Below are 10,261 nucleotides of genomic sequence, written 5' to 3' on the forward strand. Positions count from 1 at the left end.
CACCGAGACCCCGCGTTCCCTGACAAGCTTGACCGCCTCCACCTTGAACTCTCGACTGAACTTCCGTCTCTGCATCATGAAGAAGCATCCGCCGAATCGACGTAGATTGTCGCGCCGACCTGCACGCGACGCAGGACCTGCCGGTATCCACCGGCTCTCGCCTTATGAACCGTCTCGATGGCTGGAGGATCCTCTGCACCAAAGATGAGGGCCTCCGCGAGGACGCGGCCGGTCATCGTGGACGGTCGCGAAATGCCAAGCAGGCTGAGCACCGTCGGCGCAAAGTCGCAGATACCTGAAGGTACATGCGATTCCAGGCCGCTTCTGATCAATGGGCCCGCTAGGATGCCGAGCGACGACATTTCCTTGGCGTGCAGCCCGCCGTGCACACCGAGCCCAACCGGCGAATCCGGGCTCCAGCAGCGGCCGGGAAAGCCAAAGGAATCGAGACCATCGTCTCCGCGAAACGAAAACAATATGTCAGCCGACCGGGGATGATCGGCAAAGACCAGATGACGGGCAAGGCTACCTGGGGCGATGCCATCCTGCCCGCTCTTAGCCGCCGTAAAAACCGGTCCGCACCAAGGGCGTTCCATCATTGCCGCAACCGAGCGGCTGATGGCGCGGTCGGATGGCTCCGTCAGGTAAATGGCGCCAACCTGACCCGATATGACGACGGCATCGATTCCCGGTCCTGGCACTTGGCCACAACGCATCCCAGCCGCCTTCAACGTGTCCAAGAGATCAGCCTGCGCGTGCACCGTGACATGGCCATGATCGGATGCAACGATAAGATGCACGCCCTTGGGCGCCCCTTCAGATTCCCACCAATCAAGCACCCGGCCGAACTGGCGGTCGAGAAAGCGGATCGCCTCCAGCGTCGGCGTCGCGCCAATTCCGCAATAATGCGACGAGGTATCGGGCTCGCCGAAGGAGAGAATTGCGACATCGGGCTGAATTTGAGGCCAGACCTCGTCGAGCAACGCCGAAGTTAGAAAGGATTGAGCGGCAAGATCCGGCGTACCGAGAGGTGTCGGCGCGGGCGTCGGCCCAAGCAGGGCCTCGACCCTTTCGAGCATTGCGGCCGACGTCGCGACGCGAGCGAAATGACCCGAGAGCGTCACTTGGCTCAGGGATCGAGCCTTGTGGTTCAGCATGCGAGTTGCTCCGGCCGAATTCGAGGCGAGAACCGCAAACGTCTTGCCGTTCGCCGCGAGTATCTCGCCCAGCGACGGCGCGCCGACCAGATGGCCGCCGCTCGCGGCATCGAGGTCCTCGACCAGGCGGTCGTCGCTCGTATCGATCAAGCGCGGCGCTGCGGCCACGCGGTCGAGAAACCTGTTGCCGACAATGCCATGACGATCCGGCGTCGCGCCAGTGATGAGGCTGGTCAGTGAAATCCGGTTCTCGCTGGGATAGATGGTGCGCTGCCGCGCTAGCGTAGCACCGCGGCGCTTGAGTCTATCCAGGTTCGGCGTTAGCGATCGACTAATCAGATCGGGCCGAAGCCCGCCAAATAGCACGATGACAACGCGGTTTGGACCTGATCGATCTGACATAATGGCATGCTCGCTTAGCTATATGTTTCAAGGGTGCCCGCGGCTGCTCACTTGAAGCGCCGCGACAGGCTGGGTGAGACTATGCCACCGACACTTTCGCCGTCCATGTGAACCTTTCCGTGATCCCATCGCGACTTTCGCCCAAGATGCGAAATCGTGCCGCGATCATCACACATGACAGCCGCTTCCGGACACAATACCTGGGTCGATTGTCCTGAAGACGCACTCTTTGCCTTTAACGTCCCTCGCAGAGCACTGTCGTCCCGATGATGCCTTCTCTCGCCAACTCTGCAACACCGCTATTGGAGAGCTCGAGAAGGCCAGTCAGGATCTCGCTATTGTGCTGCCCCAACGTCGGCGCCGCCGCACGAATGGTATAAGGTCCGATCCCTTCGCTGGCCGTGGCGGCTACTATAGCCAGTTATCTTCGCCCGCGCATCGAAAGGAGCCGCCGGCACGAACTGCGGATGTCGATTGCCGTACTTTTTCGGCGGCATAAGGTCGATCGAGTGGATAGTGAGCCATGGCGCCGCAAATGGGAGCATGCATTCGATCTGGGCACGGTCAAAAAGCTGCCCTTGCCCGGCATCACGGGCGCAAATCAGCGCGATCAGAACCGCGGCGCAGCCGTTCAAACCGCCGATAGCATCTCCCAAGGCAACATGGCTAATGACGGGCGGCATGTCGGAGTTTCCGACTACTCCCGGCAAGCCAGAGCCCTGTTCGAGAGTCGAGCCGTAAGCCCGACAATCGCGATAAATGCTATCCGCGCCAAACGCGGACATCGACAACTTAACCAGTCGAGGGTGGAGCTTCGGCAGTTTGGGGCGGAGCTGATCGGCGATGCGCCGCCATTGTGCCCGTGCCGCTTCGTCGTCCTGGGCAAAGGCGGTGGCGATGCATGCGGAGACCACACGCCCGCCGCTGTTGCCGGCATGCGCCAGCGCGTTGCGCATGAAGTGGACGCGGCAGCATTGCCAGGAGGCGTTGAGAACCTTTCCGACCGTGGCCTTGATCCCCTCATGGGCGTCGGAGACGACGAGCTTGGCGCTGCGCAGGCCGCGCCGCGCGAGCTTGCGCAGGTCGCCGTCCAGAACGTCTCGGCCTCGGACGGGCCGATATCCATGCCGAGCACCTCGCGCCGGCCATCGCTGTGACGCCAACCGCGATGATCACCGCGATCGGGACGATGCGCCCGTTTTGGCGCACCTTAGGTCCCGTCGATCCACAAATACGGCGAAACGCCCTCGATCGGTCGATTGAGGAAGGCCTTCACCTTGTCCTCGATCTCGCCGCACAGCCGCGACACCTGGTACACACGCAAGCTTGACGGGGCCGCAACTAAGGCGGGCGGCTATTGTCTCAGCAGAACGCGGCCGGCTTTTCCGAGCATGCAGAGTGAAACACACATCTCAAGTGAGGTGGTAAAGCAACAGTTATTTGGCCAGCGGCCGCTTTGGCTCCAGGAATTGGACGATCTACTTGAAAGGAGGCAAATGACTTCGATTCTCTAGGTTGCGCTCTTCCGGATCGAAGCGACTGCTGACCGAAAACCTCTCTTTAAGTCGAATCTGACTTTACTCTGCGCAACTGCACATTCTCACCAAATCATTGGAATATGGCCCCATAACGCCCAGGGGTGTGTTTCGCCGGAAAGTAACGATGTGCAATGACGGTTAGGGACCTCGCCCGGATAGCTCAGCGTCTCGATGCGCAGCATACCGTCTTGAGCTTTCAAGTCGAGGCAGCCGGCGGGCCGCCCCTCTGCCTTGATCTTTGCAACAGACAAGATCTCCTACGTGACGCCAATGAGGTTTTTCCCTCGCTAGGTTATGCAACTGACGCGCGCTTGCGGCCCGAAATTTTGTGCTCCGCAATCGCAATTGGCTTATGATGCGGGGACCGAGCGCGCGTATATGGGCCGCATATTGTCAGCAGCACGAGAACGCCGGCCCACTAATGTCGTAGGTATCCACTTGTCGAATGTTCGCTGAGCCGGCCATGGATGCGGCTCGTTCCGGCCTGCAGACGTAATGCCTGCGTTATCACCTCGAGGAGGCATGGCTTTCAGCGGACCGAAGCAGTCTCATTGGGGGCCCGAGATCGGATTTGGCAACCGATGTTCGATTCGACAGTCGCGATAGTGTTCCAGATGCATCCGCAAAACTGAACGGGTCGGCCATGGCTTTTCCAGGAACTCCTTTCGTTCCTGCAGCCAAAATGCGTCAGACAGCATGCGCGGCCTGAGAGTCTCGAACGCTGCCTCTGTTTCTTCGCCTAATATCCGCCAGAGGCTGGTTCCCGATAGGTTGTAATGGTCGTGGAGGCAAAGAGCGACCTCATGCAGGTGGCAAATGAAGCAGGAATCGATGACGAATGAGCGGACGAGACTGATATCGTCAACAAACGTCGTCGGCGTGATCCCCGTCCGAACAAAGGGCTCGAGACTGTACCCTCGTTCCTTAAACAGAGGCGAAAAGCTGCGGCCGTCGCCGAAATCCCGTACGAGCAATTTTTTGGGACGGCCGGCCCCGTCAAACAGCACCAGACTGTTTTGCTGATGTGCCTCAAGGGCGATTCCGTAGAGCAGATACATGGCGAGTGTCGGCGGGATGACGGTCCTTAAATAAGAACGGAAGAAGGCCTCAACGGCTGCTTCGGTCTCATTGCCGGTCCTACCAATTAACTCACAGACGAGCGGACGATCATCCATCACGCCTTGAGCTAAAATTGCTGCAACGGTGATCGGCAATAGCCCATCACTTCGCGCCAGAGGGCGTGAGCTCCGGTAAACAACCGACAGAAAGCGTCCCCGATGCTCGTCTCCTGTCACAGGATCACGCAGGATAGCTCCCAATTCTTCCGGGAAGATCTCGAGATCGGCAGCAAGATCCTTATCTTTCGCCAGAATATCGGAAATTAGGGTACTGAGGCGTGGCCCCATGTAAATTGACTTAGCTTGCAGACTGCGCTCTTCGCTGGTCATCCATATGGCCACCGGTAGTTTGATAAAGGGCTTCGGTTCCTTAGCGTCAGGCAGCATTGTGCGAAACGACATTGAAGGTAGTGTCATGATCTCCGGGCCCTCCGGGTCGAGCACTCCAGAAGTTATCTCCGCTGAAAATTCACGGCGAACAAACTTGTCAAGGTGCCAGCTATGTACGGGTAAAGGCACCCAGTCCTGCGAGGACTTTCCGCGCTTACTCAATTCATGAACCCAGTCGTGCCAGAGCTCGGGGAAATGTTCTGAGAACCACTCCGAATAGCTCTTCACATGCGGCATCTGCTCAACATAGCACCATTCTTTGCGCAGCGCGGCGACTCGGACCAAAACGCGAGCACCGAATTCAGGCGACAAAGCCGCGACGTCTTCGGCTGACAGGCCGGACCTTGCTTTCCATGCCGGGTAGAACGGGTGCCCTTCCAAAGCCCCCCACTGGTCAAGGGTTATTGCGGCGACATGCGGCGGCAGGTTCTTTTCTAGATATGCGAGCAAACTCCCCGCACCTGTTCGGGCCAATTTACTTCTTAGCTCGTCGCTCCAGTGTTCCCGGTGCCCTCGCGCCAAAGCGTCGTTTCGCATGCTATTCTCGACGTCGCGTATGAAATGCTCAACGCCATCAGATGAGGGCGAGATCGACAATTCAGGCACGATCCGGCCCATCAGATCACCGGCGTCATCGATTCTAAGGGAAACGCCCGCCTCATCCACCAGCTCGAGCGCACCACGGTTTTGCAATGTTCCGAGAGGTGCCCGGCGCAACTCAGCAAAATACAGTACACGGCGTGTCTGCCAAAGCGGGAGCCATGCTCGCTTCCCGCCACACGCCCACAACAATGCGTCCGGATTGAGAAGACGTTCGGCGAAGAGGCACCGGATCAATCGGTTGAGCGCATTGCGCGATGCGTGTGGCAACAGTTTTGCGGTTCGCGGCTGAGCTGCGACACTTACGCAGGAAGACGCTTTCTCGATCATCAGGCTTTTCTCCGGGCGATTGGCTACAAATAGGACAGCGTCCAAGGCGGACCCACCGCCAACGTTGAAGGCGAACTGTAGGTGTCTTGATTTTGGGACTACAGCTTCAAGGGGCGCGACGGCGAGAAGCTAATGCCGCCGACAGGATATCTCTCCTGTGGCAATGCTTACTAGGTGATGGGTCTGAACATGGCTTCCAAGTTTCCTGCTTAGGTCGGTTGTCTCAGCCGCGGATTAATATCATCGTATAGGTCTAGGTTAGCCTACCAGATCCGGTTGGCACGATGCCCAGCCAAGCCGCGTTCTTGCGGGTATTGCCGAGGTACACTTGCTGCCTGCCGGCGCCAAACGATAGGCGGCAAACAGATCCCACTGGCATATGGCTGAGTGTTCGATTGTAGGTCGATGCGAGCTTTGGCACAGCGATCGTGATTGCTGTTTGGGATCTGATGGCGGCCGCGGCGCCGGTGTCCATGAATAGCACTTGCAGCCGATGACCGTCCGGTGCGGACGGCATGATCCCTGGAGTTTGCGAGGTATTTCTGGCCTGCGCTGCCCGTGCGGTCTGGACCAAAAGGACCGCCAGAATCAAGATAGGTCGTAGCTTGGGCTGTGCCTCTTTGAAAGATGGCCTAGGCGATTGACATTTTGAGCGCACTGGGTCCGGACGTGCCTGAAGCGGGCCCCAAGCATCAAGTTACCGACGATTACTTCTCAAAGTGCTCCGACGAGCGATTAGGTGAGTTGAAGGGGATAGACAGGATGTGCACTGGTCAGACGGATCACACTCGATTTTCGAGCTCCCAAGCGACGTAAGGATGCTCAAAGCCACATTCATTCCGCATGGCAGATAGCCCGAAGCGCTGATGCTCTCAATTGCGATAGGCATGGGAACGCAGCGAGCCTATGACCTCAATCACGCATTCGATTACGCGCCTTCCGTGACCGCTCATTAGTCAAATGTCAGGTCACCAAAAAGGCCAGGTTAAATTAAACTCGATCCAGCTCGCAGCCCTCACGCATTTACCTTCCGTGCAGCAAAAGGTCTAATAGACGCTGCGACCTGAGCATCTATAAGCCGCCCTCGCCATAGCGAACTACTAACACAAGTAGGTTGGCCGGCGGAACGAGGTCTGACACTCTCCTGGGAGCCGTGTGCGCAGGCAAATGGTTTTCGCAGGCAAATCAAGGTCACAGCGAATACAGTCGACGCTGTTCAACCCTAATAGTTCAAGACAATACACTCAATACAAGCTGGATTCAATGCAGCGGCATTTCCATGTTGAATGGGAGCCTACTATTTCCAACGCTCCGAGAACACATGGGGTAACCCTAATGCAACAGATCACCGGGATCTTTTCTGGCACACGGTGGCGAAGCCATTTCGAAGTCGCTGAGCGTGCAAGCCGCACTGCTGGCGGGCTTGATCAGCTGAATGTAGGCAAGGACGATAGCACCATCTTACCTATGCATAACGACATCGCATTTGTCGAAGTGGTCCACGGTACCATGCGACTCGGCGCCTACTGCGTACCTGTGAATTGGCATTACACGGCGTCCGAATTTATTCTCATATCACACGACTGCGGCACATCAATGCTTATTGGCCATGCGGATCTCTTGCATCAGTTGCAGCGCCAATTCCGAAGAGCATTACTGCGCTGAGCATCTCGACACCACCTGAAATAGTCGCGGCCTACAACATTGACCCCAGTCGCCTGTCAAAGCCCACGTTCGCCCTCGATTTCGAATGCTGGCTCGCCGAGCAGCCGCACTATGATGGGCCGGCAGTATCCCAGCCCATGAGCATGATCTACACATCTGGCACCGGCCGCCCTAAAGGGGTACGGCGCACCGCACCGACGGCTGAGCAGACGGCCGCGCTAAACGATATGCGCGCAATGATTTATGGTACTGGGAAGCGAGCGCTGTTGCCGCGGCCACTTCATCACTCCGCTCCGCATTTTTTCATATTCACTTGAGCAGGCTTGACGGGGCACTGGTGCTGATGCCACGTTTTGTGGCCGAGGGGTTTCTTCGACTCGTCGAAACTCATAAGATCGACACCGCACTTGTGGTCGCCACTATGTTCAATCGCGTTCTAATGCTTCCTAAGGTTGTCCGAAACAAATACGACTTATCTTCATTACGCCATGTCGTGCATGTGGCGGCTCCCTGCCCTCCTGATATCAAACGCGCCATGATCGACTGATGGGGACCGATCAACTATGAGTTCTACGGCTCGACTGAAGCAGGCGTGGTGACGTTTGCGACCCCTGGGGACGCATTGAAGAAGCCCGGCACGGTCGGTAGACTTTCGCCCAAACGCGCCGAAATCGAGCGCAGCGGATTCATCACATGCGGGGACGTTGAATATATCGATTCCGATGGCTATCTCTTCCTCTGCGATCGCAAGCACGACATGGTGATCTCGGGCGGAGTCAACATTTACCCGGCCGAGATAGAGGCGGTGTTGCTCGGGCTGCCACGCGTGCAAGACTGCGCCGTGTTCGGGATTTCCGATGAGGGATCTTGGTGCTGATTGGAGTGATCGAGCCCCGGTCGGGAGCTACACTGGACGTGCCTGAGATTCGGGAGGGGCTGAAGAGCTCTCTCGCTGGCTTTAGGACCCCCAAGTATCTCGAGGTCAGGACAGATGGCTCCCGCGCGAAGACTCGGGCAAGGTATTCAAGCGCCGCTTACGCGAACGGTATGGGAAGCACTCGGGAAGACAAATATAAACCGGCGAGTAACAGAGCGTTCTTGCGCTCGGCAGGATCGCTAGTTGAAAAAGTCAGCAATGGACGGACCGCTCTCGGTGATTTTTCGCAACGGGTGCATGAGCCGTGCACTTATGCGCCGAGAGCAGGTTATTTATGCCAAAGAAGCGCGCAGTTTCGTCTCTGGAGAGGCACGCCTCAGACGTTCCCGCGACGCAACCACAGCCCGCCTTCGGAGCCCAACCGATCTACGCCAGTTCGCGTGTAGGCTTTGTTTCGCTGGGTCGGGGCGGTATGCAAGCTGTCGAGCATGAGCCTCAGACGTGGCCCGGACGGTGTGCAGAGACGCCCGACTGCATCCAATGCTAGGAGGCGCGTCGTCCTTTGATGCATGGAACGAGAAACGTTAGAGCGTGATTGTCTGAGGTCAACTCGGATCCGTTCCCAAATCAGGCCAGTTCGCGGTTCAAGATGCTGACCCTGCCGGCGGTGCTCATCCTGTGGGAAGTCTTTCGCTTGAATTATGCAAGCGGGCAGGTTCTTTATCGCCCCGAGAGTTCGAACGAACGCTTGATAACCCGCACGATCCGATAAGTCTGGGCGAACGCGCGCTCAAATAGCGATAGAATAGCGGGTCTCCGGCACGGACCGAGGGGGCGACTCGGATTAAATATGCAGATGGCCCTCGATCGTCTATGGAAGAACAGTGTTGCTTGCTTCGTTTATTGCGCAATAGCTAACGATGAAGCAAGCGCGATCTAATGAAGTCACAGGACGTCGAAAAACAGATCGCTTCCGAATGGGAATGCGTTACTCGCTGGAAGCGTCTACGCGGTCTTACGCTCCGAAAGCGGACATGCCCGGCGGAGAAGATATGTCCCGTACTCAAGCAGATTTAACAAATGTCAGTTATCGAAATTGCTGCTTACAAAAATCGCGCTTTTTTTCTTGGTCCTAGGGCAATGTCCAGTTCGATTATGGATGAAAGTTCGACAACCGACCCCCGACGCCGGCCATTCTTTGCAAGCGCATATTTGAGCGCGTGCCGGCGCGTCAAGAACACACCCCCGAAAGCTCCGGTCTCTGAGCGCGCAATCCAGTTGCCCCGGCAGTTCCTACCAACATAAATTATGGGCACATCACAACTGGAGACGCATATTTCGGAGTAATTCTTTGTCATAGAAGTTGTACAATGTTCCGCATGATGGCCAACAGGGCACACTAAACGACCCGGCGACTTAGTGGCCGGACGTAAACTGATGAACCGGGTGTGAACCGGACTGGCCGCGGTGCCATTTGCATTGATTGTTGAATACAGTGAACACGATTGGAACTGGAGCTACTGCCACCCAAAGCTAGTTCAACGAGGGCCGAGGCATTTTCAGATAGCCCTGCGGTGACCGTCACTCTGAACTGCACAAATGCTCAGTACTCTCTGGCAGAGCTCCGTCGCGGCACCAATTTTTTGGGGCGCCAACCGTGCTTCCAGGTTGTCATATGGGAGGGCTCGTCCTCAGTCATCGCATATTCCAAAGTAATACTCCTTTGCTGCGGTTTTTGAGCGGATTGGACCGGAGAAGCGACACGAGTTCGAACACAGAACCTCACCTGGTCTCCCCGGAGCGCTTTCCGATCGTCACGGAAGCAAGCGCGACTCATCCTCCTGATTCTTGCCTAGCCTCGTTCCTCGCCTCGAAACGTAACCGTGATAAGAGTCGGCGCTATTCTGATTCACGAAGAGCGCGCCGCGCGCAGGCCGTGATTGACTATCGACTACATTAAACAGGCGAGACACTACCTTTTCTAGTGGAGAGACAATTCTGCACATGAAGCTAAAGGTGTGAAAGCGCCGAGGGTACGCGGGCTGTGGTCGAGTAACTCAGCCATTTGGCTTTCGCCCTCACAGATCCGGGCGGGCGGCTTTCCCGTACCCGGCTGTTTCCGAGGGTAACCCGCGTCATCTCCGCGCCTGCGCCCAAGTGCGAGTGATGCGTGAACGGGCAGAC

The 10,261-nt window shown here is 57.1% G+C and carries 4 protein-coding genes and 2 pseudogenes; 1 reads left to right on the forward strand and 5 read right to left on the reverse strand.

Features of this window, described 5'->3' with window-relative positions; all coding sequences use genetic code 11:
- The 5 genes and pseudogenes from AC0L2J_RS34185 to AC0L2J_RS34205 form a co-directional block, all read right to left on the reverse strand.
- The coding region (locus AC0L2J_RS34185) for a transposase (RefSeq protein WP_473395906.1) at window positions 1-75 on the reverse strand (75 nt) is incomplete at its 3' end.
- A complete protein-coding gene (locus AC0L2J_RS34190; protein WP_473395904.1) occupies window positions 75-1,559 on the reverse strand; it encodes an alkaline phosphatase family protein in 1,485 nt (494 codons plus the stop codon). The genes AC0L2J_RS34185 and AC0L2J_RS34190, both read right to left, overlap by 1 nt.
- 335 nt (window positions 1,560-1,894) lie before the next feature.
- A complete protein-coding gene (locus tag AC0L2J_RS34195) occupies window positions 1,895-2,344 on the reverse strand; it encodes a CoA transferase (protein ID WP_473395907.1) in 450 nt (149 codons plus the stop codon).
- A gap of 24 nt (window positions 2,345-2,368) precedes the next feature.
- A pseudogene (locus AC0L2J_RS34200) lies at window positions 2,369-2,871 on the reverse strand (IS256 family transposase); the annotation flags it as partial.
- A 774-nt stretch (window positions 2,872-3,645) separates the two neighbouring features.
- A complete protein-coding gene (locus AC0L2J_RS34205) occupies window positions 3,646-5,535 on the reverse strand; it encodes an IucA/IucC family protein (protein ID WP_473395905.1) in 1,890 nt (629 codons plus the stop codon).
- Window positions 5,536-6,870: 1,335 nt separating this feature from the next.
- Between AC0L2J_RS34205 and AC0L2J_RS34210 the strand changes: the two are divergent.
- A pseudogene (locus AC0L2J_RS34210) lies at window positions 6,871-8,276 on the forward strand (AMP-binding protein).
- Window positions 8,277-10,261: the final 1,985 nt, after the last annotated feature.

Source organism: Bradyrhizobium sp. MV1.5 (assembly GCF_055807615.1).

What these genes read in the sequence shown, in the direction of transcription:
- AC0L2J_RS34190 (WP_473395904.1), bottom strand. Translation starts at nt 1,559, where the DNA reads ATGTCAGATCGATCAGGTCCAAACCGCGTTGTCATCGTGCTATTTGGC.
- AC0L2J_RS34195 (WP_473395907.1), bottom strand. Translation starts at nt 2,344, where the DNA reads ATGTCCGCGTTTGGCGCGGATAGCATTTATCGCGATTGTCGGGCTTAC.
- AC0L2J_RS34205 (WP_473395905.1), bottom strand. Translation starts at nt 5,535, where the DNA reads ATGATCGAGAAAGCGTCTTCCTGCGTAAGTGTCGCAGCTCAGCCGCGA.